A 25,993-nucleotide genomic window follows, 5' to 3' on the forward strand; every position below is an offset into this window, starting at 1 on the left:
TCGTTCAAGGGGGTTCAGCCGATATCCGCTTCGGCTTCGATCTCATCCAGCCCGCGCACCGGGTAGCGTTCCTGCAGCTGCAGCAGGTAGGCCTGCACTTCACGCTGGCGTACCTGCAGCTCCAGGTAGTCACGCAGCTGCGGCAGCACCGCCTCGAACGGCTGCGGCTGGCCTTCCTCGCGTGCATCGACGCAGACCACGTGGTAGCCCCAGCGCGATTCCACCGGGAAACCGGCCAGGCCCTCGCGCAGGCGGAACACCTGGCGGTCGAACTCCGGCGTGGTCTGCCCACGCTGCAGCCAGCCCAGGTCGCCGCCCTCGCTGCTGGATGGGCAACGCGAATGGCGCAGGGCGAAATCGGCGAACAGGTGCGGCGACTCTTTCAGCAGCCCGACCAGCCGCTCGCCCTCGGTACGTGCGGCGAAGCGCCCAGCCACGTCGTCGGCCGGCGCGGCCAGCAGGATATGGCGCAGACGCACGCGGTCGGGGGAGCGGAAGCGCTCCGGGTTCTGCTCGAAGTACCGGCGGCAGTCTTCATCACTCGGTACGCGGTCTTTGATCGCATCTTCCAGCAGCTGTTGGATCAGCACTTCCTCGTCGCTTACTCGGTTGCCCTCCGGCGCCTGCAGCCCAAGCCGCTGCGCTTCCAGGCGCAGCAGCTCGCGCACCACCAGTGCACGTGCCGCTTCGGCACGAGACTGCTCCGGGCGCATCGCCCGGTGGTGCTGCATCTCGCGGGCGATGTCGGCCTCGCTGATCGCGGTCTCGTCCACGAACAGCCGGCACGGTGCCGGCTGCCCGAGCGAGCGCGGCCCCTGCGCTGCCGCGTCATGGTGGTGCGAATGCGCCTCGGCGGGAACCGGCGCAGCGGAGTCGATCACGGTGATCGGCAGGAATTTCGGCAGGCTGCCCATGACTTACTCCCGCGGACCGTAGCGCAGCGTGGCCTGGCGGCGGCGCACCACCTGGTACGGCCTCCACAGGTAGCTGATCGGAATGCTCCACACGTGCACCAGGCGGGTGAACGGCGCGATCAGGAACAGGGTCAGGCCCAGGAAGATATGCATCTTGTAGACCCAGCTGACGCCCTCGATGTAGTCGGCGGCACCGGCACGGAAGGTCACGATGTGCTGCGCCCACTCGGCCAGCTGCACCATCACCCCGCCGTCCAGGTGGCCGGACGAGATGCGGATGCTGTACAGGCCCAGGCACAGCTGGGCGAACAGCAACACCAGCACCAGGGTGTCACCGAAGCTGCCGGTGGCCCGCACGCGCGCGTTGAACAGGCGGCGTACCAGCAGGATGCTGATGCCGATGAAGCACAGTGCGCCGAACACACCACCGACCACCATCGCCAGCATCTGCTTCTGCGAGGAGGTGATGAAGTGCTCGTACACTGCGTGCGGGGTCAGCAGACCGACCAGGTGGCCACCGAGGATGGCCAGGATGCCGATGTGGAAGCAGTTGCTGCCGATCCGCATGCCCTTGTCCGACAGCATCTGGCTGGAGCCGGTGCGCCAGGTGTACATGGCCTTGTCATAGCGGGCCCAGCTGCCGATCAGCAGCACGGCCACGGCGATGTACGGGTAGTACTGGAAGGCGAATTGATGCAGGGAGTAACTCATGGCTGGACCTCTCGATGCGAAGGACGGGCCGGCGAACGCACGGGCGGCTTGCAGTCTTCGGCGGGGGCTTCGGCACCGAAGCGCACCGCCTCCTCCTCCCACAAGCGGTCCATGGCCTCGGCGGTATCGTCGCGGACTTCTTCGCTGGCACGCTGGCGCAGCGCCTGCAGATCGGCCTTGCCGTCACCGGCTTCGACCAGGATCTCGAACAGCACCCCGTGCGGCAGCTCGCGCTCGGCGGCACGCGCCGCCAGCATCCCGGCGATATGGCCGATGTGGTGCAGCCACTCGCGGGCCTCGCTGCCGGGGCGATGGGCCAGGAACTCCAGCAGCAGCGGCAGGTAATCCGGCAGCTCGCGGGCATCCAGTTCAAAGCCGTTGCGGCGGTAGGTTTCGACCAGATCGACCATGGCCTGGCCACGGTCCCGCGACTCGCCATGGATGTGTTCGAACAGCAGCAGGCTCATCGAACGGCCGCGGTCGAAACTGGCCAGCCACGCCGCCTGCGCATCCAGCGCATCGGTGGCCAGCAGCTGCTGCACGAAGCTGCGCAGCTGCTGGCGGCGGGCGGCGTTCAGCGCCGGGTCGTCACAGGCGGCGAGCAGTTCCTCGCCGTGCTCCCACAGTTCTTCGCGGGGGTAGTCCAGCAATACCCCGACCAGCTTGAGCACGCTCATCACACCACCTCCTTGCGGCGGTGGTTCGGGCCCTTGTCCACCACGAAGGTGGTGGTCTTGCGCTGGCCGAACAGGTCGGCCGGGCTGTCACCATTGCAGCCGTTGCCGAAGGTGAAGCCGCAGCCGCCGCGCTCGCCGAAGGCGTCGTTGGCGTACTCGCGGTGGCCGGTCGGAATCACGAAACGGTCCTCGTAGTTGGCGATGGCCAGGTAGCGGTACATCTCCTCCACCTGGGCGATGCTCAGCCCGGTCTGTTCCAGCACCGAGGTGTCTTCCACGCCGTCCACGTTCCTGGCCCGGCGCCAGGCACGCATCGCCATCAGCCGCTCCAGCGCGCGTACCACCGGCGCCTCGTCACCGGCCGTCAGCAGGTTGGCCAGGTAGCGCATCGGAATGCGCAGCGACGCCACGTCCGGCAGTTCCCCGCTCATGCCCACGCGGCCACGCTCGGCGGCAGACTGGATCGGCGACAGCGGCGGCACGTACCAGACCATCGGCAGCGTGCGGTATTCCGGGTGCAGCGGCAGCGCCAGCTTCCAGTCGATCGCCAGCTTGTACACCGGCGACTGCTTGGCAGACTCCAGCCAGCTGTCCGGGATGCCCTCCTTGCGCGCGGCGGCGATCACCGCCGGATCGTTCGGGTCCAGGAAGATATCCAGGTGGGCCTGGTACAGGTCCTTCTCGGCGGCCACCGAAGCGGCCTCGGCGATGCGGTCGGCGTCGTACAGCATCACGCCCAGGTAGCGGATGCGGCCCACGCAGGTTTCCGAGCACACGGTCGGCTCACCCATCTCGATGCGCGGGTAGCAGAAGATGCACTTCTCCGACTTGCCGCTCTTCCAGTTGTAGTAGATCTTCTTGTACGGGCAGGCCGACACGCACATGCGCCAGCCGCGGCACTTGTCCTGGTCGATCAGCACGATGCCATCTTCCTCGCGCTTGTAGATCGCGCCCGAGGGGCACGCCGACACGCACGCCGGGTTCAGGCAGTGCTCGCACAGGCGCGGCAGGTACATCATGAAAGTCTTCTCGAAGGCGCCGTAGATCTCCTTCTGCACCTGGTCGAAGTTGTAGTCGCGCGATCGCTTGCTGAACTCCGAACCGAGGATCTCCTCCCAGTTCGGGCCCCACTCGATCTTCTGCATGCGCTCGCCACTGATCAGCGAACGCGGCCGCGCGGTGGGCTGGTGCTGGCTGTCCTTGGCGGTGTGCAGGTTCTGGTAGTCGAAATCGAACGGCTCGTAGTAGTCGTCGATCTGCGGCAGGTCCGGGTTGGCGAAGATCTTGGCCAGCATGCGCCAGCGGCCACCCGCGCGTGGCACCAGCTTGCCGCTGCCGGTGCGCACCCAGCCACCGTTCCACTTCTCCTGGTTTTCCCATTCCTTCGGGTAGCCGATGCCCGGCTTGGTTTCCACGTTGTTGAACCAGGCGTACTCGACGCCCTCGCGCGAAGTCCAGACGTTCTTGCAGGTGATCGAGCAGGTATGGCAGCCGATGCACTTGTCCAGGTTAAGCACCATCGCGATCTGTGCACGGACCTTCATCACACCACCTCCTTGCTGGCCGATGCCGAAGCACCAGCGGGCTGCTCATCGGTCGCTCCTGCGCGTCCTGCGCCCGCGACACTCGAACTTCCTTGTTCATCGTCCAACCAATCAATCTTGTCCATCTTGCGTACGATCACGAACTCGTCGCGGTTGGTACCGCAGGTGCCGTAGTAGTTGAAGCCATAGGCCAGCTGCGCGTAGCCGCCGATCATGTGGGTCGGCTTGAGCACGATGCGGGTCACCGAGTTGTGGATGCCGCCGCGGGTGCCGGAAATCTCCGAGCCCGGCACGTTGATGATGCGTTCCTGGGCGTGGTACATCATCGCCATGCCCGGCATCACGCGCTGGCTGACCACCGCGCGCGCAGCAATCGCACCGTTGACGTTGAACAGCTCGATCCAGTCGTTGTCGACGATGCCGGCGCTGCGCGCGTCGTCCTCGCTGATCCACACGATCGGGCCACCGCGCGACAGTGTCTGCATGATCAGGTTGTCGCTGTAGGTGCTGTGGATGCCCCACTTCTGGTGCGGGGTGATCCAGTTCAGCACGATCTCCTTGTTGCCGTTCGGGCGCTGGTTCAGCAGCGGCTCCACCGTGCGCGTGTTGACCGGCGGCCGGTAGCTCATGAAGGCCTCGCCAAAGTCGATCATCCACTCGTGGTCCTGGTAGAACTGCTGGCGACCGGTCACCGTGCGCCACGGAATCAGCTCGTGCACGTTGGTATAGCCGGCGTTGTAGCTGACGTTGTCGTCTTCCAGGCCCGACCAGATCGGCGAGGAAATGATCTTGCGCGGCTGTGCCTGGATGTCACGGAAGCGGATCGCCTCGTGCTCCTTGCCCACGGCCAGGTGGGTGTGCTCGCGGCCGGTGAAGGTGCCCAGCGATTCCCAGGCCTTCACCGCCACGTGGCCGTTGGTTTCCGGCGCCAGGTGCAGGATCACTTCGGCCGCGTCGATCGCGGTCGAGATGGCCGGGCGCCCCTGGCTTACGCCTTCTTCGTGCACGGTGTGGTTCAACTTGCCGAGGAACTCGACCTCGTGCTTCGTGTCCCAGCTCATGCCCTTGCCGCCATTGCCCTGCTTGTCCAGCAGTGGGCCGAGCGAGGTGAACTTGCGGTACAGGTTCGGGTAGTCACGCTCAACCACCGTCATCGACGGCATGGTCTGGCCCGGAATGGCCTCGCACTCGCCCTTCTTCCAGTCGGCTACGCCGAACGGCATGCCCAGCTCGTTGGGGGTGTCGTGCAGGGTCGGCACCAGCACCAGGTCCTTCTCCACACCCAGCACGCCCGGCGCCATCTCGCTCACGGTGCGGGCCACCTCCTTGAAGATGTCCCAGTCACTGCGCGATTCCCAGGCCGGGTCCACCGCCTTCGACAGCGGGTGGATGAACGGGTGCATGTCCGAGGTGTTGAGGTCGTCCTTCTCGTACCAGGTTGCCGTCGGCAGCACGATGTCCGAGTACAGCGCGGTGGTGCACATGCGGAAGTCGAGCGTGACCAGCAGGTCCAGCTTGCCTTCCGGCGCCTCGTCGCGCCACTTCACCTCCTGCGGCTTCACTGCGCCCATTTCGCCCAGGTCCTTGCCCTGCAGCCCGTGGCGCGTACCCAGCAGGTGCCGCAGCATGTACTCGTGGCCCTTGCCCGAGGAACCCAGCAGGTTCGAGCGCCAGATGAACATCATGCGCGGGTGGTTCTGGCTGGCGTCCGGGTCGGCGAAGGCGAAGTCCAGCGAGCCGTCCTTGAACTTGCCCAGCGCATAGTCCGCCGGGGCCACGCCGGCCGCTTCGGCCTCGCGTACCAGCTGCAGCGGGTTGCGGTCCAGCTGCGGGGTGCTCGGCAGCCAGCCCATGCGCACCGCGCGCAGGTTCAGGTCGGCCAGGCTGCCGCCGTACTTGCTCGCATCGGCCAGCGGCGACAGCAGCTCGTCCACCTGCAGCTTCTCGTAGCGCCACTGCCCGGTGTTGAAGTAGAAGAACGAAGTGCCGTTCATGTGGCGCGGCGGCTTGCTCCAGTCCAGGCCGAATGCGAGCGGCTGCCAGCCGGTCTGCGGGCGCAGCTTTTCCTGGCCCACGTAATGCGCCCAGCCGCCACCGGTCTGGCCCACGCAGCCGCACATGATCAGCATGTTGATCAGGCCGCGGTAGTTCATGTCGTTGTGGAACCAGTGGTTCATGCCCGCGCCAACGATGATCATCGATCGGCCGTGGGTCTTGTCGGCGGTACGCGCGAACTCGCGGGCGATCTCGATCACCTCGGCGCGCGACACGCCGGTGATGCGCTCCTGCCACGCCGGCGTGCCCGGCACCATGTCATCGAAGCTCGATGCCACGTTGCCGCCGCCAAAGCCACGGTCAACGCCATACTGGGCCAGCAGCAGGTCGTAGACCGTGGCCACCAGCGTCTCGCCGCCATCGGCCGTGGCCAGCCGGCGCACCGGAATGTTGCGGTCCAGTACTTCTTCGGCCGGTGCAGCGGTCCAGCCATCGCTTTCAATGCCACCGAAGTACGGGAAGCTCACTGCCTCGATGCCGTCGTTGGCCTCGGACAAGCTCAGGCGCAGGCGTGTGTCGGCGCCATTGCTTGCCTTCTCTTCGATGTTCCAGCGGCCCTTCTCACCCCAGCGGAAACCGATCGAGCCATTGGGCACCACGATCTGGCCGCTGTTCTCGTCGTAGGCCAGGGTTTTCCAATCCGGGTTGTTGGCTTCACCCAGCCCGCCCAGCTCACTGGCACGCAGGAAGCGGCCCGCCACCAGGCGGCCATCGTCGCGACGTTCCAGGCGCACCAGCATCGGCATGTCCGAGTATTGGCGGCAGTAGTCCTGGAAATACTGCGAGGGCGAATCGACATGGAACTCGCGCAGGATCACATGGCCGAACGCAAAGGCCAGCGCCGCGTCGGTGCCCTGCTTGGGGTGCAGCCAATGATCGGTCAGCTTGGCAAGCTCGGAATAGTCCGGGCAGATCGCCACTGTCTTGGTGCCGTTGTAGCGCGCCTCGGTGAAGAAGTGCGCATCGGGCGTGCGCGTCTGCGGCACGTTCGAGCCCCAGGCGATGATGTAGCGGCTGTTGTACCAGTCGGCCGATTCGGGCACGTCGGTCTGCTCGCCCCAAATCTGCGGCGAGGCCGGCGGCAGATCGCAGTACCAGTCGTAGAAGGACAGGCAGGCGCCACCCAGCAGCGACAGGTAGCGCGCACCGGCGGCGTAGGACACCATCGACATCGCCGGAATCGGCGAGAACCCGACCACGCGGTCCGGGCCGTACTGCTTCACTGTATATAGGTTGGAGGCGGCGATGATCTCGTTGGCCTCTTCCCACTGCAGGCGCACGAAGCCGCCCATGCCGCGGCGGGTCTTGTACGAACGCGCCTTCTCCTTGTCCTCCACGATGCTGGCCCAGGCATCGACCGGGGCCTTGCTCTTGCGTGCTTCGCGCCACAGGCGCAGCAGCGTGCCGCGGATCAGCGGGTACTTCAGCCGGTTGGCGCTGTACAGGTACCAGGAATAGCTGGCGCCACGCGGGCAGCCACGCGGTTCATGGTTGGGCAGGTCCGGGCGTGTGCGCGGGTAGTCGGTCTGCTGGGTTTCCCAGGTGACCAGGCCGTTCTTGACGTAGATCTTCCAGCTGCAGGAGCCGGTGCAGTTCACGCCGTGGGTGGATCGTACGATCTTGTCGTACTGCCAGCGGGCGCGGTAACTGTTTTCCCAGTCGCGGCCCTCGCTCTTGGCAAAACCATGGCCATCGGCAAAGGTCTGGGGGTCACGCTTGAAGAACTGCAAGCGATCGAGGAAATAACTCATCGGGGATCTCCCTTTGCGGACATCGGCATCGTGGCTGTGTGTGTCATCTGGCTGCGGTGCGTTTTCATGTCGTCAGCAGGGTGTCTCGGCACCGCGCCGGTAGTACCACCACCAGGTCACGGCCAGGCAGGTGACATAGAAAACAACGAATCCGTACAGCGCCATGTCGGGGCTGCCGGTCAACGTAATGGACGAGCCGTAGCTCTTGGGAATGAAGAAACCGCCGTAGGCACCGATCGCACCGGAGAAACCGACCACTGCGGCCGACTCGATGCTGGCCTGGTGTGCGGCCGTGGCCTTGCCCTCGGCGTTGTCGTTGGCCGACCAGCGCTCATGCAGGGTGCGGAAAATCACCGGGATCATGCGGAAGGTGGTGCCGTTGCCGATGCCACTGAGCACGAACAGCGCCATGAAGCTGAGCAGGAAGCCGTAGAAGTTGCCGCCCTGGCCATCGCTGGGCAGGAAGTGCAGCACGCCGAACACTGCCGCGATCATCAGCGCGAACACCCAGAAGGTCAGGCGTGCACCACCCCAGCGGTCGGCCATGCTGCCACCCACCGAGCGCATCAGCGCGCCCAGCAGCGGGCCGATGAAGGCGTAGGCCAGCGGGTTCACGTCCGGGAACTGGCTCTTCACCAGCATCGGGAAGCCGGCCGAGAAACCGATGTAGGAACCGAAGGTGCCGATGTACAGCCAGCACATCAGCCAGTTGTGCTTGCGGCGGAAGATCACCGCCTGCTCGGAGAACGACGAGCGGGCGCTGGTCAGGTCGTTCATGCCGAACCAGGCCGCGATGGCGCACAGCGCGATGGCCGGCACCCAGATGAAACCGGCGTTCTGCAGGAACAGCGGTGCCCCACCCTCCACCGCGGGCTGCGGTGCACCACCCAGCGCACCGAATACGCCCACGGTGATGACCAGCGGAATCACCGCCTGCGCCACCGACACGCCCACATTGCCCAGGCCGGCGTTCAGGCCCAGCGCCAGGCCCTGCTTCTGCTTGGGGTAGAAGAAGGAGATGTTGGACATCGACGACGAGAAGTTCGCGCCGCCGAAACCACACAGGATCGCGATGGCCACGAACACCCAGTACGGCGTGGCCGGGTTCTGCACCGCAAAGCCGAGCCAGAGCGTCGGCGCCAGCAGCGACGCGGTGGACAGCGCGGTCCAGCGGCGGCCGCCGAAGATCGGGATCACGAACGAATAGAAGATGCGCAGGGTCGCGCCGGACAGGCTGGGCAGTGCCACCAGCCAGAACAGCTGGTCGGTGCTGAAGTTGAAGCCGATCTTCGGCAGGCTGATCGACACCGCCGAGAACAGCACCCAGACCGAGAAGGCCAGCAGCAGCGAAGGGATCGAGATGACCAGGTTGCGGGTGGCGACCCGCTTGCCGGTGCGCTCCCAATAGCCGGGATCCTCCGGCGTCCAGTCGCTGATGACGCGACCGGGACTGGCAGTGCTGCGGACAACAGGATCGCTACCGACGGTCATACATGGCTCCAAGGCTGTGGAATGACGTGGGTACTGCGTTTCAAGTTGTAACCCGTCGTCATGCAGCCATTAGGCCGTGCAGCACGGACGACGGGGTTGATCTGGATCAATCAAGGGCCGGTTTCCACCCTGCCCCTGACAAATGTCAAACCGATGAAGCGGTGCTGCGGCGGGTCACCCCGCGCTGGCGCACGCTGTCGCGCACGTCCACATCGAACTGCAGCTGAAGCTGGCTTCCATCTTCCAGGGCAATGTCGAATGGCAGGCCATCGCGGCACGGCAGCCGCGCCGCCAAGGCCTCGACGGCCGAGCGCGGCAGTACCAGGCGGCAGAAGGTGCCTCCGTCGAGCAGTACCGGTTGATCGCCGCCATGCAGCGACACCGCCATGCCCCAGCCTTCGATACCGCCGAAGCGGGTCATGTTCTCGACCGTTTCACCGGCCAGCAGGCGCGCCAGCTCGGCCTCGTCCAGGCGAAGCCGTACCGATTGGTCCTGCAACTGCACTTTCATGACGCAACATCCTCCCATTGTTCGGGGGTATTGCAGTTGACCAGCCCGGCCTCGTCAACCGGCGCCAGCGCCACGGAATTCACGCCAAGACGACGCTGCAGGGCCTGCAGCGAGCGCGGACCGTCCGGGTCGCCCAGCATCGATTCAAGTACGTTGCGACAAGCATCGTCTATATCCACCAGCATGGGCAGGGGATGGCCGGCAAAGATCGTGCATGGACCGCGATGGCCGTCACGCAATTGCTGCAGCAATCGCGGCGGCAGCAGCGGCGTATCCACCGGCACCACCCAGGCCGGGCCATCGGGCATGCGCATCGCCACGCTGTAGAGCCCGCCCAGCGGCCCGCAACGTGCCACGCAGTCCGGCACGCCGCCGAACGCCGGGTAATTTCCGCTGACCCAGACCTCGCGTGCGCCAGCCTGCATCAACAGGCCCCGCATGTGTTCCAGCAAGGTCCGCCCCTGCCACGGCAGCAGCGCCTTGTCGCGGCCCATCCGGGTGGACAGGCCGCCGGCCAGCACGATGCCGTTGACGCTCATCGCCGTAGAGCCACGCCATGCGTGGCTGCGCCGGCCGGGTGCTCGGGAAAGGCCTCATCCACGCATGGCGTGGATCTACTGAACCCCGCGCCGCCCTGAAGGGTGGGGTCAATGCCCGTGGTCGTGCGCATGATCATGGGCATGGGCGGGTTCGCTGTCCGCATGGCACAGGCTGCAACCCTCGCTCCACTCGCTGTCGCCGTCCTCGTAGTGCTCCTGCTTCCAGATCGGGCACTGGTGCTTGACCACCTCGATCAACTGCCGGCACGCGCGGAACGCTTCGTCGCGGTGCGGGCTGCCCGCGGCCACCACCACCGCCACATCGCCGATGCCCAACCGGCCCTTGGCGTGGGCCACATACAGCTTCAGCTTCGGACCGAACGCCGCCTCGACCTCGGCGGCCAGGCGCTTGAACTCGTTCAGCACCAGCGGCTCGAACAGGTCGTAGGTGATCCCGGTCACCAGCCGGCCGATGTTGACGTCGCGCACCTTGCCGATGAACACGTCGATGCCGCCGAAGCCCGGATCAGAGACCGCAGCAATGCCCTCGGCTGGATCGATCGCCGCCTGCGCGCGGTCCACCACCTTCGCGATGATCTTCTCGCTCATCGCTCAGCCCCCGCTCACTGGTGGCAGGATCGCCACGCGGCCATCGTCGGGCAGCGCCTCGTGGTCGCGCAGCACGCGTTGCTGGTCGGCGAACGCCGAGTAGTCCAGCAGGCCGGCACGGAAACCCGGCCAACGCAGCGGCAGCAGCTCGCGCAGCGCCTGGCGCAGATCGGCCACGGTGCCACCGGCCACATCCACGGCGATCTCGCGGCTGGCATCCAGATCGGAAAACGCACCGAACAACTGCAGATTCACCTGTTTCATCATGACTCCTGGCTCACCAGCTGCACCGGTTCGTGGTGACCCCAGCCCTGCACGCGCACGTAGGTGCCAGCGCTGGCCAGGTCTCCCTCGGCCTCCAGCACCACCCAGGCGTTGGCCTGCAGCATGGACATCAAACGGAACGACTCCTGCCCGGCCAGCACGCGCGCACTCAGGCGCCCCTGTGCGTCCACCTCCACCCGCGCCCGCGCGTGGAAGCGCAGGCCGGGCGGCGTGCGCACGTCGGCCTGCAGGGGCAATGTCAACACCGGCTCCGGTGCCAGCCCCAGCAGGCGGCGCAGTACCGGCTCAACGAAGAAGCGCTGGCCCACCGCAGCCGACACCGGGTTGCCGGGCAGGCCGAAATACAGCGCGCCATTGGGCAGCACCGCAAACAGCAGCGGCTTGCCGGGGCGGATCGCCACCTTGTGGAACACGATGCGCGCACCCCGGCCGCGCAGCGCGTCGGGAATGAAATCGTAGCGGCCGGCCGACACCGCGCCGGTGCTGATCAACAGCTGCGCACCCGCGTCCAGCGCTGCATCCAGTACCGCGTTGAACGCGGCCACCTCATCGCCTACCGAGCCCTGCCAGACCACCTCGGCACCGGCGGCCTGCAGGCGACCGACCAGGTACGGCCGGTTGCTGTCACGGATCTGCCCGGATTGCAGCGTCTGCGCCGCCTCGGTCACCAGTTCCTTGCCGGTGGCGATCACCGCAGCCCTCGGCCGTGCCACCACTGCCACCTGGCCCACGCCGATGGCATGCAGCAGGGTGCGCGCATTGATATCAAGCACCTGGCCGGCCTGCAGCACGCGCTCACCGTCGCTTACATCTTCTCCGCGCAGGCGCACGTTCTGGCCCGGCTTCACCGATGCCTTCAGGGCGATGCGGGTCGGGCGTCCCTCCTCGCTGGCGAGGATGTCCACGTTCTCGACCGGCACCACCGTATCCAGCCCGGACGGCATGCGCGCACCGGTCATGATTTCCCAGGCACCCTCGCCACCTTCGGCACCTGCATCACCGGCTGCCTGCCAACCCTGCACGGCAAATTCGGTACCGGCCTCGAACGCCGTGCCGTTGGCGCGCAGCGCGAAGCCGTCCATCGCCGAATTGTCGAACGGCGGCAGCGACTGCGCGCTGTGGATGTCACGGGCCAGCGTGCGGCCCGCGGCCTCATGCAGCGGCAGATGCTCGGCCGGCAGCGGCTTGGCCGCGTCCAGCAGGTGCTGCAAGGCATCGCTGTAGGCAATCATCAGTGGCCATCCCCCTCGACCATCGCCAGGGCATGGCCCAGTACCGGCGCCAGGATATCCAGGCACTGCGCCGCCGCCTTCGGGCTGCCGGGCAATGCGAACACCAGCATGTTGCCCAGCTGTACCACCTCGGCGCGGCTCAGCCAGGCCATCGGCGTGTGCTGCGCACTCAGGGCCCGTACCATCTGCGCCAGGCCATGCACGGGCCGCGCGTTCAAGGAACGCAGCGCCTCCGGGGTCAGGTCACGCGGGCCCAGCCCGGTACCACCGGTACACAGGCACAGGCGCACGCCCTCGGCAGCCAAGGCCTGCAGGCGGCCCGCCAACGGCTCGATGCCATCGGGCAGCACTTCGGCGGCCACTACGTCGCCACCCAGCTTTCTCAGGCCGGTCACCAGGGTCGGGCCGGACACATCCTCATAAGTGCCTTCGCTGGCGCGATCGCTCAGCGTAATCACCGCGCAGGCCGCACTCTCCAACCCCTTAGGTGCACGTGGGTTGAAACGCACGCGCTCGGCCTCGTCCATGCCATCCGGGTGCAGCCAGACCCCGCGCTTGCCGCCTTCCTTGAACAGCAGGCGGATGCCTTCGATGCGCAGTGCCGGTTCCACTGGCTTGCTCAGGTCGTACAGGGTCAGCAACGCCGCGTTGACACCAGCCAGCGCCTCCATCTCGACGCCGGTGCGTGCCTCGCTGGCGCACTCGCACCACACGCGGATCGCCTGCCGTTCCGGCACCGGCGCGCAGAACACCTGCACCAGTTCCAGCGGCAGCGGGTGGCACAGCGGCATCAGCATCGAGGCCATCTTGGCGCCCTGCAGGCCGGCAATCTCGGCCATCACCAGCGCATCGCCCTTGGGCAGGCGGCGCTCGACGATCAGCGGATAGGCCACTGGACCGGCATGCAGCTCGCCCACCGCCACCGCACGGCGGCGGCTGATGCGCTTGTTACGGACATCGGCCATGTGGAAGGCCGCATTCAATTCCCCACTCATCGTGTTGCTCATCCTCCGATGGAGGCCAGGTGCGGGGTCAGCCCGGTCTGGCCCTGGTGCAGTCCATGCCCGGCCGCTTTCAGGCCAAGCTGTGTGGTGATGCGTGCCAGCAGCGCGTCGTGGTCCTCATCGCGCTGCAGCAGCGGGCGCAGCGGTACGCCGAACTCGCCGAACAGGCACAGCCGCAAGTCGCCCTTGGCGGTCACCCGCAGGCGGTTGCAGCCCTTGCAGAAGTCACGCGAATACGGGGCAATGATGCCGATGCTGCCGCGATGGTCGGGGTGGCCGAACTCGCGCGCCGGGCCGGCGTCGGCGGCGCGCGGACGCTCGTGCCAGCCAGCGGCCAGCAGCTGCTCGATCACCACGTCGGCGCGCAGGTGGTGGCGCTGGAAATAGGCTTCGTTGTCGCCGGTGCGCATCAGTTCGATGAAGCGCACGCTGAAGGGGCGGCCACGCAGGTAGTCCATCCACTGCGGCAACTCGTCATCGTTCAGGCCACGCAGCAGCACCGCGTTGAGCTTGATCGCCGGCAGGCCCAACGCCTGCGCCAGGGCCAGGCCCTGTTCGATCTCCGGCAGGCGGTCGTGCCCGGTGATGGTCTTGAAGCGTTCGCGCTGCAGGCTGTCCATGCTCACGTTCAGCGCAGTCAGGCCGGCCCGGTGCCACCCCGGCAGGCGCCGCGGCAGCAACGTGCCGTTGGTGGTGATGGCCACCTTGCGGATGCCCGGCACCGCCGCAACCGTGGCGATGATCTCGTCCAGGTCCTTGCGCAGGCTGGGCTCACCGCCGGTCAGGCGGATCTTGCTCATACCCAGCGCGGCAAACGCACGCACCAGCCTCGCGATTTCATCCACCTGCAGGAAGCGCGGGCGGCCATCGGCCTGGTAACCGTCGGGCAGGCAGTAGCTGCAACGGAAGTTGCAGGCTTCGGTCAACGACAGGCGCAGGTACGGAAAGCTGCGTCCGAAACCGTCGGTGAGTTGGCTCATGGCTGGTCCACCTTGTTGCTCCACCGTCTTGCCTGTGCCCGGAACGGCCCGGATACCCTCGCCTGCTGGAACGATTGCCAGAGTACGCGGCCTTCAGTTCCATGGGCATGACTTAAATCAATCGCGTTCGGCCCCGCGCGGCAGGCGTTGTGGCAGCATGCGGCTTTCCGTGCAGCGGGCGTGTGACAACCCTCATGATGATGAACGATTTCCAGCAACTGCTGCATGCCGCCGGCGAGCAGGCTGAACCGCAACGCCTGCTGTTCGTATTCGTGCGCGCCGAGCTGCCCGAATCGCCCACCGGTGACCAGCGCGACCGGCATGACCGCCGCGAGGGCGGCACCCTGTCGCCGGTGCTGTGCGTGGACAAGCTGCCAGCCGAGGTGCCCAGCTTCCAGGCGCTGGCGACCGAATCGACCACCACCGGCATCGACTGGGACCTGGTGTTCGTGGCGGCGCTGGATGGCAGAGGCGGTTTCGCACCCAACAGCGACGAAGCCGCGCGCCCGCTGAAGCTGATGGTCAACGCCATCCATGACGGTCAGATCGGCCGCTTCGCCGCCTTCGACCGTGGCGGCGAGCCCGTTCAGTTCTATTGAGCCACCAGCTGCAGGGTCAGGAAGAAGATCACCAGCACGGTGTTCAGCCCCCAGGCGACGGTCAACCCGCGCGCCGCCACACCCAGGTTGGGGTTGTGCGCGGTGGGCGCCGCCCGCCAGGCCGCCGGGATGATCCAGCCGGTATAAAGCAGCAGCACGGCAAATACCCCCAGCAGCAGCGTGGTGCGCTGGTTGGCCAGGGCCCAGAGGGCCACCGCCCACAGAATGTTGCTGGGAATGACGCCCTGCAGCCAGAACACACTCCACAGGCGGGAACGGCCCTGGGTGTCGGGGGTGGGGTGCAGCGAAGCGGTCGCGGTCATAAGTCTCCTTCTGTTTAGGAAACGTGCTGAACAAGCCTGCGCTTGGTGGCTGGGAACGTCAACCCGAGTCGCACGTCACGCTTTGACGCTTGTAGAGGCGGGCCATGCTCGACTCAGGCCCTTCCCTTCAGAGCCTGTCGTCATCGCCCCTCCCCCCTTGTTCCCTAACGCCCCCCAACCTCGACACCTGTCGCAGATTGCACGGTGCGGGCGGACCGCCGCGCCAGCTAGCGCTGGCGGTGCTTAACAGCGTGGGAGAATGCCGAAAGCGTCTCCAATCGAGTGATGTTTGCAACTCTTCTGATTGGCATTGCACAGCGCCACGGGCTCAGATGGCGTGCCACCGGAAAAGGGTGGCCGGGTTTCGAATCCCGAGTTGGTCCTGAGTGATTGCGCTTGCCAGTCGGCGTCCACATTCCGTGGCGCCGGCTGGCAATCCGTCTGCCGGCTATGGCGGGCGGTGCGTGGGGGCGTTCGCGCCCACCGGCTTGGGACCAACCCGGATTCGAACCACGTACCGCCCGCCACTTTTATGGGTGGCGGCTACCGATTGCCCTGCACGGAGCCTTGCCATGAACGAATCGGACTTCCCGCATCTGCACGCCTACCGCAGCACCGCCGGCGACGACGGCTCGCCACAGGCTGCGCCAACAGTGGACAGGAACACCTTCATTGCCAATCTCCACCGCATCGGCTCCGGTGCGGCGGCTGATGGGCAGCCGTGGCCGGAGCGGCATCAGCTGCCCGGCCGCTGCCTGGCCCTGGCAGATGCCGATTGCGCGTTGAGCGGATTGCGGGTGGTGCTGGAGATGCTGCTGGCGGCGGAGCGCACCCGGCAGAATGGCGAACCGGAAGAGTACGTGGGCGATCGGGTGATGGAGGGGTTGGTCATGGCCTGCCAGTCGTTGTGCGCGCAGGCGGTGGGGCGGTTGCAGCCCGAAGGGTGAAGGCGATGCGCAATGCCCTTCAGCTTGGATCGCTTTCAGCAGGCGTCAGTACTCGCTGAAAGCGCTCCTCAGATCGACGCCGATGATCGGCGAGAAGTCCACCTTGCACAGCTCCAGCTCGAAGAGCTGATCGTGATTGTCCAGGCACAAGGTGACCCTCACCGGTACGCCGTCGGCATCGGCAAGCATGGCCGTGGCAATGTCGCTTCCGAAAACCTGGGTCGTGCTGGACAGGAACACCACGCCCCCGAATCCGACGACTTCCACGTTCTCCACCTGGACGCTGGTGGTGTTGCCCGCTGCGTCATGGCTGCGTACCTCGCCATCCACCGCAGCCAAGCGATGGCTGGTTGGGGGAAAGGTGTAGCTGGCGGTGCCTGCCGAAGTGGTCAGCGGGGTGCGATTACCGGTGGAGTCACAATTCTCAAGCCCCCTCCTCGAAGAGAGGGCCGAGAAGGCGCGCTACTCTTGTGATCTACCAGCCAAATGCTGCTTTCTCCTCAAGGCAACCAGAAAGAAGGCTGCCGCAGCCAGGAACGCGCCACACGCATCCCAGACTCGGTCAAGCCACAGCATCAAGGCCGAAAGTGCTAGCCAAATCCCAGAAAATGTAAGAAGCCACCCGCGTGTCAGTTTCATAGGGCTCACTGCAGAGTTTGAATTCCAGCCATAGCGCAGACTATAGCTGCTCCAACCTCATAGCTCGCCAGCGCTCCTCCTCCCACTGTTGCAACACCGGCAACAAAGGGCACTTCAACAAACAATATCAGAACGGATGCACTAGACACCGGCAAAGTCAACCATGTCGGAGGCTGAACGTAAGACATGCATGACTTGAAGTACTTGCCATATGTCTTTTGATGAATGGACGCATCAGAACCATTATCGTCTTCGCACAATCCCAGAGAATCGGACTGTGAAATAGGATTCCCACCAACATACGCAAAGCTTGCAATCCCCCAAAGTAGTCCAATGCGATCACTCTGCGAATACCGCCCCACTGCAGAGACGTATTCCGCTGATAGTTGTAGAACAACCCACTCGCATCCGTCGCCTGCTGGCCCGGGAAGCGCAACGCAAGCTCGAACGCCACACCATCCCCATCAGGATCGGCACTCGGAATCTGGTTGCCGAACACTTCGCTCTTGTTGCTCCAATCCCAGATCGCGACATCACGCACCGGGTCGCTGCAGGTAAACGATCTGCTGCCAGAGCGTGGTATTCCCTGCTGCGTTGGGGCTGCGCCCAGCGAGACAATTCGCTACCGTCCGCTGCCCCAGGAGCTGCCGCCGACCAATCGAGCCGTCTGAACAGACCACGTCTCCAGAAGATGCTGCGCTCCCGGTTCACCACCATTCTTCAGTACAGAATGAATCGCATCTAGTCTATTTTGAATAGCATTGGACATTGGCAACTTCAAAATCCTCTCACGCATTCCACGGAAAAAACTCTATCCACTTCCGCACCTGCAATCCTCTGACCTAGAGATATGTGCAGGTAGGGAAAATCATCATATGTGGGAATCACGAAGGTCCATAAGTAGATAGCAGACGGTGCAGGCGCTATCGCATACCCAGAGATCACATCTCGCGCATACAAGGCAATCAAGAAATTTCCAACGGCCCGCATTCCGCTTTTCTCGGCGTCCTTTTTCAAACACCGCAGATCAAACGCTCTCATGCTATGCCACGGACCTTCCTGGAGGGCTGAGGAGCTCCCTGTTTCATGTCTCACACATTGAGAATCCGCCGGATCACCGGAGAGTCGATCAGCAGGTTCTCGCCGAGCGCTTTCGCAAGATCCTGCAACTCGGCAGACCATCCCTCAACCTGCGGAAGCGCCACCCTGGTGAACAAGGTCCTCTTCCCATCTGCCCCCACCCGAAAAACAACCAATTCCTTTGCATCTTCATCAACACAGACGAGATGGTCATACGTATTCATTGTCAATTGTTCCATGTATTCAATGGCGGAATAGGGCTTCCGCTAAGACACGCAGCATATCTCTGCGTCGCCGACGCATGACAGACCGCACCAGCTCTTGCGCCACGCACCCTGGTGATTCCATTGCAGGTATCCGTGTCAGTCCGTAGCAGGGCCTCACAATCTTCTCCCTCCTCGTCCGAACACATCGCCTGACCGGCGATATTGCCCAGAAACCCGCCGACCACCGAACCTGCGGCACCGCCGAGAGCACTCCCGCCAGCCGCGCCGCCGATGGCGCAGACTGCTGCCCCTGGGCCTGATGGACTGCAAGCCGCCGCGCCGCTGATGCCTCCCACAGTGCCTCCTCCGTAGTAGCCCGCCGCACCGCCGCAAACCGCACCTCCAGCGGTGTAGGCCGCGACACACGCTCTCTTCTTTGCCAGCCCCTTCGGATCGGTAGCAATGATTGGATTCGAATCCACATAAGCGTAAGCGCTGATGCCCCCCCTTCAATCCAATAGCATCACTCTGCGAGTACCGCCCCGCCGCCGGGTCGTACTCGCGCTGATAGTTGTAGAACAACCCACTCGCATCCGTGGCCTGCTGCCCCGGGAAGCGCAGCGCCAGCTCGACTGCCACACCATCCCCGTCCGGGTCGGCACTCGGAATCTGGTTGCCAAACACTTCGCTCTTTCTGCTCCGCGCCCAAGCCGGGACATCGGGCGACCGAGCGATTGCCACGCGCGGTCCACCCGGATGACATCAAGTGAGCGCGACTTCGCCTTAGCTGACCTATTGCGCAGGCGCGCTGGCCCGATGCGTGAGCATCAGAGCGCCGACATCAAGGGAGGTCCGTACTGACGGAAACAGAGCCGTTTTCCCTCAGCCAGACGTTCACGTAGGTATCTGGGGGAGGTATCCGATTGATCGACGCCCCTGCAGGAAGGATCTCCCAGCTGGTGATCGAGCCGCAAACTGTTTTATGGATCAACCTGCGACTGTCCAACCCCCGTCTAGCCAGTTCGGTAACAACCACTTCGGGAGGCTGGCGATCAAAGCCTTTGAAGGCAGTGCAAGTCTTTCCAGTCTGACCCATGGGGTACGTTGAACTCTCAGCATCATCCCGGCACCCCAGCTGGCCCAGAACGAGCGAGAAGATGGCCAGTATCCGAATGCATCGCATTGCGTGTTGCTCCTTCCTTTACTGCCCTGCTGTAGGCCTTGTCTACTGCGGCGCCTCCGAGTCCTCCATCGCGCAGCCGAGTTGCGCAGATCATCCGCTCTTGATATGCGCGACACTCAAGCTCATTGGCCAGCTGCCGATGCCCGATCCCACCATATTCCCAGTCCTATGGGAATGCGCTTGCACCTTTAGGCCTACCCACGCAGGGCATTAGGCACCCTCTTTTCCAATAACGCCTTATGGTTTCGCTTCGGCGTCCTTTTTCAAACACCGCAGATCAAACGCTCTCATGCTATGCCACGGACCTTCCTGGAGGGCTGAGGAGCTCCATGTTTTCATGTTTCATATCTCACACATTAATAATCCGGCGGATCACCGGAGAGTCGACCAGCAGGTTCTCGCTGAGCGCTCTCGCAAGATCCTGCAATCGAACAGAGAACCATTCACACCCGACACCGGATCAAGACGAATTCCAGCTAGCTGCAAATCGTGAAGTGATACCCATACAATCTGCCGCAACCATACGTCGCGCGCGAGTCTCCAGGCGGAGCTTACCGATTGGCTTTCACTCCTTTAATAATAATTGCCATAAACATGCCGCAGATCAGGAGCGACCCCAGCGCCATAGGCAACATTACAAAATAATCGCCCCTCTCAAGGCGGCCAATCGCATACGCCTTCAATACAAGATAGGACGAGGACCTCAAGAAGATTAGCGCAAAGAACAACAAACCAAGCCAATTAAATATTTTCTTGCGCATATGCATATCATCTCCATTATTTGCAATTGCACCCGGACCCACCCGAAACATCCCTCACCGCCTTCATGGCATCCAGTGCATCCTTGTCAGTGGCTACGCGTTGCAACAGTTTCCGTGTGGCCTTAAGGTGACCGCTGAACGTCAAGCCAAACGACAACAGCTCTCCCGTCTTCGCGCCAACTGGCCCCAGCAACTCCCCGCCCACCTCGGCGTAGATGGATTCTCTTTCCTTTCCATCTTGAGCGGTTTGTATCGCTGACACTCCATCGTACGCCGTTGCTCCACCATTCACCATTACCAGGAATCCGGGGATTGCAACTTCGGGCTGCAGAGACAAAACACCGGCAATGGTGGCTCCTGCGCCATTCACAGCTTCCAAGCCTCCAAAGGTGAGGTCTGCCACACCGAACGTCATGCCTAAGTAGTCGACGCACTCGCAGGGACACAAACCAAGTGGATCTATCAAAGACGACGGGACGCCACCTGCGTATCCGTATGTGCTGATCCCGCCCCTGAGTCCAATGCGATCACTCTGCGAATACCGCCCCACCGCAGGGTCATACTCCCGCTGGTAGTTGTAGAACAGCCCACTCGCATCCGTGGCCTGCTGGCCTGGGAATCGCAGCGCCAGCTCGAACGCCACACCATCCCCATCCGGGTCGGCACTCGGCATCTGGTTGCCGAACACCTCGCTCTTGTTGCTCCACTCCCAGATTGCAACATTCCGCACCGGATCGATCACCACGCGCGGCGTACCCAGATGATCTGGTTGGACGTAGGCCAGCTCCGGCACGCCGGTAGCCGGCACATTAATCAGCGCCACCGGGTAGTTGTCCAGCCAGATGGCCTGCTGCTGCGCCAGCCCCGTGGCCGAGTAGTTGCCCAGCCACTGCCCTGCTTCGTCGTACAAGGTGATCTGCGCTGCGCCACCAGCCGGGGTACGCAGAACGCGTTCACCGCGGTGGTTGTAACCGTAGCTTTCCAGTACGGCATTGCCCTGCTTCACCGCGTTCATGCGGTTGGCATCGTTGTAGATGAACGTCTTGCCGCCGATGCTGGTGGTGTTGCCCACCGCGTCATGGTTGCGCGCTTCGCCGTCCACGGCGGTCAGCCGGTGGCTGGTTGCGGGGTAGGTGTAGCTGGCGGTGCCTGCCGAGGTGGTCAGCGCGGTGCGATTGCCGGTGGCGTCGTAGGCATAGGTTTCAATCGGCGTGCCGGTCGCGCCGTCCTGGGTCTGGGTCAGGCGGCCCAGCGTGTCGTAGGCGTACTTGGCCAGCACCGTCGAACCTGCGCCGTTCTTCAGCTCGGTGATCGAACCGACCGGGTCGTAGCCGTAGCCCAGCGACAGACCGCCCGCAGCCGGGTCGTGCACCGCCTGCGGGCGATAGTCCAAGTCCAGCGGACGCTGCAGCTGCCGCCCATTGCCATAGGCCCAGCCGGTGGCCGGGCCGAAGGCCGCGTAGGTCACGTTGTTCACCACGATCTGGCGTGCCTGGCCGGGCCGGGTCAGGCCGATCTGGCTGATGCGCCCCTGGCTATCGCGTACATAGTCGGCCACGCTGCCGTCGGGGTAGGTCAACGCAGTCAGACGGCCCGACTTGCTATAGGCGTAGCGCAGCGTGCTGGCGACACCATTGATCGTCTGCACTTTACGGGTGACCTGGCCGAAGCGGTCATGGCAATACTGGGCGCTTCCATTGGCGTGCAGCACCTGCCCCAGGCGCCCCTTGGCAAAACGCTCGTCGGCGGTACACGCAGCAGGCGCCACGTCATAGCTGTAGCCCACGTCCAGATTGGGGTCCGGGTAGGCGATACCGATCAGGCGGTTGAGTGCATCGTAGTGATAGGTGGCGGTGACGCCACGCGCATCGGTAGCCGTCTTGCGATTGCCGGCGGCGTCCACGGCGAAGCTGCTGGCGCCACTGTCCGGGCTGACTTGCCCGGTCATATCACCGAAACCGTTGTAGGCGTAGGTGGTATGCAGGCCCTTCGGGTCGGTGACCTGGGTGACCTGGTCCAGCGCGTTGTACTGGCTGCGGATCTCCGCCGCCACGCCGCCGACATCCTGCAGGGTCTGCGCCAGTCGGTTGAGCGGATCGTACTGCTGGCTGGTCACGCGCTGCAGGGCGTCGGTCACGGTCTGCGGGTTGCCGTTGGCATCGTAGGCAAAGCCGGTAGCGTGATTGCCTGCGTCCTTCAGTGCGGTCAGCTGGCCGAGCGTGTTGAACGTCCGCGCCAAGGTGCGACGTAGCGTGCCGCCTGCATCGAGCGTGTCTTCCTTGAGGCGATTGCCGGCGTTGTCCAGCATGTAGTGAATCGTGTTGCCCGCGTTGTCCTCGATGTCGGTCAAGCGCAGCGCAGCATCGTAGAAGTAGGACACGCTGCTGCCATTCGGCTCGGTGATTTTCTGCACCTGGCCGGTTGGCCAGTAGCTCAGCTGGGTGACCCGATCCTCGGCCGTGGTCGCGCCGCGCACGGTGATGGAGGTCGGCCAGCCGCGGGGATGGTAGGTGTAATCAGTCACCACGCCGTTGGCGTCCTTGACCGACAACGGCCGCCCGAACGCGTCGTAAGCCAGAGTCTCGGCCGTCTGGCCCAGCGCATTGGTCACGCTGCGCAGGTCGCCCTTGCGATAGCTGCAGGCACCTCCGGTCGCGCACCCTGCATCATCCGCCGAGTAATAGGCATAGGTAACGGCATCGGCCACATCCGTGCGCGGGCCATCCACACTCTTCAGCAGCCCCTCCACCGGGCAGCTGCCTGCCACTGCCACATCAGCGGCTTCGCAGTACGTATAGCTGGTGATGCGCGTCTGACCGGACGCGATGTCGGTCACCGTGTTGGTTGTCGGCTGGCGCCGGCCATTGAAGGACGTTCGGGTTTCACGATTGCCGATCCGGGTGGTCAGTACCGCATTGGTTTCAACGTCGCGCGCCGTGGTCACCACACGCTGCTCGGGCAAGCCGACCGCTTCGGTCACGGTATGGATGCTGACGGCACGGCCGCTCACCGCATCAGTACCCTGCGCATAGGTGTGCTTGGTCTGGATACCGCGACGATCAGTGTAGGTATCCAGGCGCCGACGGAAGTCGACACTCTGGTCGTAGTAGGTCCGGCTGACGGTTCCCTGCGAATCACTCAGGCCGGTCACCTTGCGCGACGGAGCGGTGTCGCCCCCGGGTGTCAGGGTGTAGTCGGTCTGCCGCCCCAGCGCGTCGGTCACCAACGCACCACCATTGGGGCTGTAGGCCAGTGTCACGCCATCGGCACCGCCGGCATGTTGACTGGAGATCACACGACCGATGGAATCGTAGGTAAAGGTGCTGTAGCGGCGACCGTCCTCAGCGGTGATGCCGGTCAGGTGCTGGGGGAAGTCCTGGTTCTCGTAGTGATATGTCCGCACACCACCACCCGCATAGGTCACCGTGGCGACCTGGTTCTGCGGCGTGTAGGTATAGGTGGCGAGCGCAACGCCTTCGACCAGCACCGAACTGATCAACGCCTCATAGTCGTTGGACTGGTAAACGAACTCCAGTGTGCGGCCACTGCTGTGGGTGACCGCCGCAAGGCGGTCGCTGTCGTCGTAGATGTAGGCCAGCGACGTGCCATCCGGGAAGCGCTTGGCGGCAAGACGCCCGTCCGCGCCGAAGGTAGAGATGGAATCCGCCGAGTACAGTGTCCAGTTGCCGTTCTGGACCAGACGGTCACCACTGTCGTCGTCCGCCTCATAGGCTTGGCCGATCTTCTTGAATGCACGCTGGAAACCGGTGCTTTCAATGATGCCCACACTGTCAACGCCATCCAGTGCCAGGTGGGCGCCCAGCGAATGGGTCCAGCCATAGCCGAAGCCACCGGATGAGGTGGAGATGCCGGAGTGATAGAAGCGCGTCAGCGCGATCCAGCCCAGATCAAAGTCCTGCGCGATCTCATACTTCTCGCCCGTTTTAACATCACATGGGTTGCCGACATTGCCGTCGCAGGTACCGCCGTTGGAGGCCGGGTCCTTGTCGGGAATCGGACTCATGTTCGCCGCTGTATCGTTGCGGGGCATGGGGCAGCTACCGTTGCCGCCGTCCTTGTCGCACTTCTGCGACTTCGAGGTGATGGTCGCAACGAATTCCTCGTTGACGCAGGCGTTGTGCTTGTTGGACCACTGCGTAAGTGGAACAGGGCAATCAAGCCGGCGTTTGCGGCCGAAGGCCATCTGGCTCACGTAGGGAGCGCAGGGCGATTCGGCCGTGTTCTCCCCGATCATATCGGTGATTTGATAGAACCTGGACTCGACTACGCCTTCCATTTCGGGCACGCCGGAGAACCAGTCACCCTGTGGTGTAACAGCAGCACCCGGACACACAGGGTTACTTGCCTGGACTTCAGCGAGATAACTCGCGACCATCGCCTCTTCGGTCGAAAACTCCGCTGTACTCAGATAGGTCCAGTCTGGATCGGAGGGTTGTGCCTTCCCCATCCAGTAGGTGATCGACGTATTTCCGTTCAAGTCCACGACTTTCGACTTGATCTTGTCGACAGACTGCCAACCGAACTGGAACTCCGGCGGGAACGGACTCGGTGCGGGCAGGCTCTTGATCGCCTGCACCGCCTGCTGCTGGGTCTTGTACTGCGTCGAATTGCCGCCGGGCTGCGAAATACGCCAGGTGATCTTGCTTTCCTGCGCCTGTACAACAGCCGGCGCAATGCAGCCAACGGCAACGATCGCCAGCACGGCACACAAAATGGTCTTCAGTCGTTCCAACATCCCTGTTCTCCTTCCTGGACGAACACAGCGCCGGCGGGAACGAGAACGCGGAGCTGTGCCCCGCGTCATGCTTCGGATCGTCCCTGGTCCGGAATGCGGCAGTGCCACATGCCGCCTTTATCGTTGAGGACGCTTGCACGTTCAAGTGTGGAGCCGCGTAACCGATCACAGATTCAAGCATCCAACGCCATTCAGCGGTCTACGCCCCGTCCCCATGACTTTCTGCACAGGGAGTCGGTGTTATACATCACTACATTACCAACACGACCTGTCGCGAGGTCGGCAGGCTGTGGCACTCCGCTGCAGACCTGACCCATCGGAAGGGCTGGCACGCGTCACGGCCCAGGAGAATGGCAATGAAGATCAGCCGAGTGACGTTGTGGGCGCTGGCCGCCATGATGGCCGCAGTGGGCACCGCGCACGCAGGGGAAATCCAGGTGGATCGAGGCGCTTACACACTGCAGGCCGAAGAGATGGGGGCCGGCCCGATCACCGTGGTCTTTGAATCCGGTTTCGGGCAGGGCGCGGGGGCCTGGAAGGAGGTGGTTGCCGGTCTGGGGCGCGACTACCACAGCATCACCTACGCCCGTGCGGGACTCGGCAAGTCCGGCAGCGACGGTCATCCCAAGCGCATCGATGCGCATCTGGCCGACCTCACGGCCGTGATCGATACGCTCGCTCCCGGTCGCCGCGTTGTGCTGGTGGGTCACTCCTATGGCGGCCTGCTGGCCACGGAGTTTGCACGCCGCCATCCGGAGCGCCTGCAGGGCCTGGTGCTGGTGGACCCGGCCACAATGGGGCAGCGCCATGCGTTCAAGCAGGCCGACAGTGCCCGCGTGCAGGCAGATGATGCCCAGCTGCGGGCGATGCTGCCGCCAGCCATGGCCGCCGACTACGCCGTGCTGACCGAACAGCTGGATGCACCCGGTGCGGAAACCCCGCGCACGATGCCGGACGTGCCGGTAGCGCTGCTGACTGCAACCCAGCTGGCTGCCGAACCGCTGTTCTTCGAGGAAACCGCAGCGGGCAAGGCGCTCTGGAAAGCACAGCACGCCCTGCTCTTCTCGGGATTCACGCGCGGCTCGCACCGCTACCTGGCAACCGGCCACACCCTCCAGCGCGAGGAACCCGCTGCGGTGGTGGCAGCGATTCAATCGGTCTCCGGCACCTCGAAGTAGCTGTTCCAGGCAGGGGCT

General features: G+C 64.2%; 23 protein-coding genes. 3 read left to right on the top strand and 20 right to left on the bottom strand.

Features of this window, described 5'->3' with window-relative positions:
- Nucleotides 1-14 precede the first annotated feature (14 nt).
- The 13 genes from Q9Q79_RS11605 to moaA form a co-directional block, all read right to left on the bottom strand.
- Nucleotides 15-914, bottom strand: coding sequence for a peptidylprolyl isomerase (locus tag Q9Q79_RS11605; protein ID WP_012480467.1), 900 nt, complete (start codon nucleotides 912-914; stop codon nucleotides 15-17).
- A gap of 3 nt (nucleotides 915-917) precedes the next feature.
- Entirely contained in the window at nucleotides 918-1,625 is a 708-nt protein-coding gene (gene narI / locus Q9Q79_RS11610; RefSeq protein ID WP_010485313.1) for a respiratory nitrate reductase subunit gamma, read from the bottom strand.
- The gene (narJ, locus tag Q9Q79_RS11615; RefSeq protein WP_043033283.1) at nucleotides 1,622-2,302 is read right to left on the bottom strand and encodes a nitrate reductase molybdenum cofactor assembly chaperone; all 681 of its coding nucleotides are present in this window, start codon (nucleotides 2,300-2,302) and stop codon (nucleotides 1,622-1,624) included. The genes narI and narJ overlap by 4 nt, the downstream gene beginning before the upstream one ends.
- Nucleotides 2,302-3,846, bottom strand: a complete 1,545-nt coding sequence (narH, locus tag Q9Q79_RS11620; protein ID WP_012480470.1) for a nitrate reductase subunit beta — start codon at nucleotides 3,844-3,846, stop codon at nucleotides 2,302-2,304. Before narH ends, narJ begins: the two co-directional genes overlap by 1 nt.
- Nucleotides 3,846-7,652 (bottom strand): nitrate reductase subunit alpha, encoded by a 3,807-nt coding sequence (locus Q9Q79_RS11625; protein WP_076740093.1) that lies wholly within the window; start codon nucleotides 7,650-7,652, stop codon nucleotides 3,846-3,848. The genes narH and Q9Q79_RS11625 overlap by 1 nt, the downstream gene beginning before the upstream one ends.
- 72 nt (nucleotides 7,653-7,724) lie before the next feature.
- The gene (locus tag Q9Q79_RS11630; protein WP_012480472.1) at nucleotides 7,725-9,143 is read right to left on the bottom strand and encodes a NarK family nitrate/nitrite MFS transporter; all 1,419 of its coding nucleotides are present in this window, start codon (nucleotides 9,141-9,143) and stop codon (nucleotides 7,725-7,727) included.
- Between the two features lie 145 nt (nucleotides 9,144-9,288).
- Nucleotides 9,289-9,654 (bottom strand): hypothetical protein, encoded by a 366-nt coding sequence (locus tag Q9Q79_RS11635; RefSeq protein ID WP_012480473.1) that lies wholly within the window; start codon nucleotides 9,652-9,654, stop codon nucleotides 9,289-9,291.
- Nucleotides 9,651-10,193: a molybdenum cofactor guanylyltransferase gene (locus Q9Q79_RS11640; RefSeq protein WP_076740094.1), complete on the bottom strand. Its 543-nt coding sequence runs from the start codon at nucleotides 10,191-10,193 to the stop codon at nucleotides 9,651-9,653. The genes Q9Q79_RS11635 and Q9Q79_RS11640 overlap by 4 nt, the downstream gene beginning before the upstream one ends.
- A 108-nt stretch (nucleotides 10,194-10,301) precedes the next feature.
- On the bottom strand, nucleotides 10,302-10,802 hold the full coding sequence (locus Q9Q79_RS11645; RefSeq protein WP_012480475.1) for a molybdenum cofactor biosynthesis protein MoaE: 501 nt from the start codon (nucleotides 10,800-10,802) through the stop codon (nucleotides 10,302-10,304).
- A 3-nt stretch (nucleotides 10,803-10,805) separates the two neighbouring features.
- Entirely contained in the window at nucleotides 10,806-11,066 is a 261-nt protein-coding gene (locus tag Q9Q79_RS11650) for a MoaD/ThiS family protein (protein WP_019337814.1), read from the bottom strand.
- Nucleotides 11,066-12,319, bottom strand: a complete 1,254-nt coding sequence (gene glp, locus Q9Q79_RS11655) for a gephyrin-like molybdotransferase Glp (RefSeq protein ID WP_201862432.1) — start codon at nucleotides 12,317-12,319, stop codon at nucleotides 11,066-11,068. The genes Q9Q79_RS11650 and glp overlap by 1 nt, the downstream gene beginning before the upstream one ends.
- Nucleotides 12,319-13,314, bottom strand: a complete 996-nt coding sequence (gene moaCB, locus Q9Q79_RS11660) for a bifunctional molybdenum cofactor biosynthesis protein MoaC/MoaB (protein WP_201862430.1) — start codon at nucleotides 13,312-13,314, stop codon at nucleotides 12,319-12,321. Before moaCB ends, glp begins: the two co-directional genes overlap by 1 nt.
- A gap of 8 nt (nucleotides 13,315-13,322) precedes the next feature.
- On the bottom strand, nucleotides 13,323-14,303 hold the full coding sequence (gene moaA / locus Q9Q79_RS11665) for a GTP 3',8-cyclase MoaA (RefSeq protein ID WP_012480479.1): 981 nt from the start codon (nucleotides 14,301-14,303) through the stop codon (nucleotides 13,323-13,325).
- A gap of 194 nt (nucleotides 14,304-14,497) precedes the next feature.
- On the opposite strand from moaA, the gene Q9Q79_RS11670 reads away from it, so the two are divergent.
- Nucleotides 14,498-14,902, top strand: coding sequence for a hypothetical protein (locus tag Q9Q79_RS11670; RefSeq protein ID WP_012480480.1), 405 nt, complete (start codon nucleotides 14,498-14,500; stop codon nucleotides 14,900-14,902).
- Here Q9Q79_RS11670 and Q9Q79_RS11675 read toward each other — a convergent pair.
- The gene (locus Q9Q79_RS11675) at nucleotides 14,896-15,225 is read right to left on the bottom strand and encodes a hypothetical protein (protein WP_099498078.1); all 330 of its coding nucleotides are present in this window, start codon (nucleotides 15,223-15,225) and stop codon (nucleotides 14,896-14,898) included. The genes Q9Q79_RS11670 and Q9Q79_RS11675 overlap by 7 nt on opposite strands.
- Before the next feature lie 572 nt (nucleotides 15,226-15,797).
- Between Q9Q79_RS11675 and Q9Q79_RS11680 the strand changes: the two genes are divergently transcribed.
- Nucleotides 15,798-16,172, top strand: a complete 375-nt coding sequence (locus Q9Q79_RS11680; RefSeq protein ID WP_044570359.1) for a hypothetical protein — start codon at nucleotides 15,798-15,800, stop codon at nucleotides 16,170-16,172.
- Nucleotides 16,173-16,217: 45 nt separating this feature from the next.
- On the opposite strand, the gene Q9Q79_RS11685 is transcribed toward Q9Q79_RS11680, so the two are convergent.
- The 6 genes from Q9Q79_RS11685 to Q9Q79_RS11710 all read right to left on the bottom strand — a co-directional run bounded on the left by Q9Q79_RS11685 (nucleotide 16,218) and on the right by Q9Q79_RS11710 (nucleotide 24,797).
- Entirely contained in the window at nucleotides 16,218-16,502 is a 285-nt protein-coding gene (locus Q9Q79_RS11685) for a hypothetical protein (protein ID WP_044571399.1), read from the bottom strand.
- Between the two features lie 466 nt (nucleotides 16,503-16,968).
- The gene (locus tag Q9Q79_RS11690; RefSeq protein WP_012480483.1) at nucleotides 16,969-17,352 is read right to left on the bottom strand and encodes a hypothetical protein; all 384 of its coding nucleotides are present in this window, start codon (nucleotides 17,350-17,352) and stop codon (nucleotides 16,969-16,971) included.
- A gap of 550 nt (nucleotides 17,353-17,902) precedes the next feature.
- Nucleotides 17,903-18,115 (bottom strand): hypothetical protein, encoded by a 213-nt coding sequence (locus tag Q9Q79_RS11695; protein WP_005409921.1) that lies wholly within the window; start codon nucleotides 18,113-18,115, stop codon nucleotides 17,903-17,905.
- A gap of 156 nt (nucleotides 18,116-18,271) precedes the next feature.
- Nucleotides 18,272-18,838 carry an RHS repeat-associated core domain-containing protein gene (locus Q9Q79_RS11700; RefSeq protein WP_308150306.1) on the bottom strand — a complete coding sequence of 189 codons (567 nt, stop codon included), beginning with the start codon at nucleotides 18,836-18,838 and terminating at the stop codon, nucleotides 18,272-18,274.
- A 993-nt stretch (nucleotides 18,839-19,831) separates the two neighbouring features.
- Entirely contained in the window at nucleotides 19,832-20,047 is a 216-nt protein-coding gene (locus tag Q9Q79_RS11705) for a hypothetical protein (RefSeq protein WP_044570362.1), read from the bottom strand.
- Between the two features lie 10 nt (nucleotides 20,048-20,057).
- Nucleotides 20,058-24,797, bottom strand: coding sequence for an RHS repeat-associated core domain-containing protein (locus Q9Q79_RS11710; protein ID WP_229302664.1), 4,740 nt, complete (start codon nucleotides 24,795-24,797; stop codon nucleotides 20,058-20,060).
- 356 nt (nucleotides 24,798-25,153) lie between these two features.
- On the opposite strand from Q9Q79_RS11710, the gene Q9Q79_RS11715 reads away from it, so the two are divergent.
- Complete coding sequence (locus tag Q9Q79_RS11715) at nucleotides 25,154-25,975, top strand: alpha/beta hydrolase (protein ID WP_012480490.1); 822 nt, start codon at nucleotides 25,154-25,156, stop codon at nucleotides 25,973-25,975.
- Nucleotides 25,976-25,993 lie beyond the last annotated feature (18 nt).

The sequence above is a fragment of the Stenotrophomonas sp. a6 genome (assembly GCF_030913325.1).
GTDB classification, from domain to species: Bacteria; Pseudomonadota; Gammaproteobacteria; order Xanthomonadales; family Xanthomonadaceae; genus Stenotrophomonas; species Stenotrophomonas maltophilia.